Source organism: Roseibium sp. AWQ4_254 (genome assembly GCF_056161025.1).
This window is the reverse complement of the sequence record NZ_JBSWYH010000110.1, coordinates 1-451: the sequence shown is the minus strand read 5'-3', so window position 1 is coordinate 451 and position 451 is coordinate 1. Positions and strand designations below refer to the sequence as shown.

Annotated in this window: 1 protein-coding gene and 1 other annotated feature; the gene reads left to right on the top strand. The window is 59.4% G+C overall.

Annotation, left to right across the window (positions count from 1 at the left end; genetic code table 11):
• Positions 1-92 (top strand) — a sequence feature (AL1L pseudoknot). This feature is flagged as partial in the annotation.
• Positions 1-451: IS3 family transposase (locus ACXAIC_RS24835; protein ID WP_475187132.1), on the top strand; the 451-nt coding region annotated here is incomplete at both ends. It overlaps the preceding feature by 92 nt.

The following is a 451-nucleotide window of genomic DNA, read 5'->3' as shown; positions in this document are numbered from 1 at the left end:
GACCGCCCATTGAAGCGATGATTTCTTTCATCGATGAGCACCGCCCGGTGTTCGGGGTCGAGCCGATTTGCAAAGTTCTGCCGATTGCCCCGTCAGCTTATTATGAGAATATCGCCAAGCGGTTGGACGTGGATCGCCTATCGTCCCGCGCTCGCCGCGATATTGCTCTGAAGATCGAGATCCGCCGTGTCTTCGAAGAGAACTTTCGGGTCTATGGCGTGCGCAAGATCTGGCGACAATTGCAGCGGGAGGGCTTCGATGTTGCCCGCTGCACGGTGGCCCGGCTCATGAGGGTGATAGGGCTTCAAGGGATCATTCGCGGTAAGCCGGCCAAGACGACGTTCCCAGACAAGTCAGCAGCCAGCCCGCTCGACCGGGTGAACCGCCAGTTCAGGGCTCCAGCGCCGAACAGGCTCTGGGTTTCGGACTTCACCTATGTCGCCACCTGGCA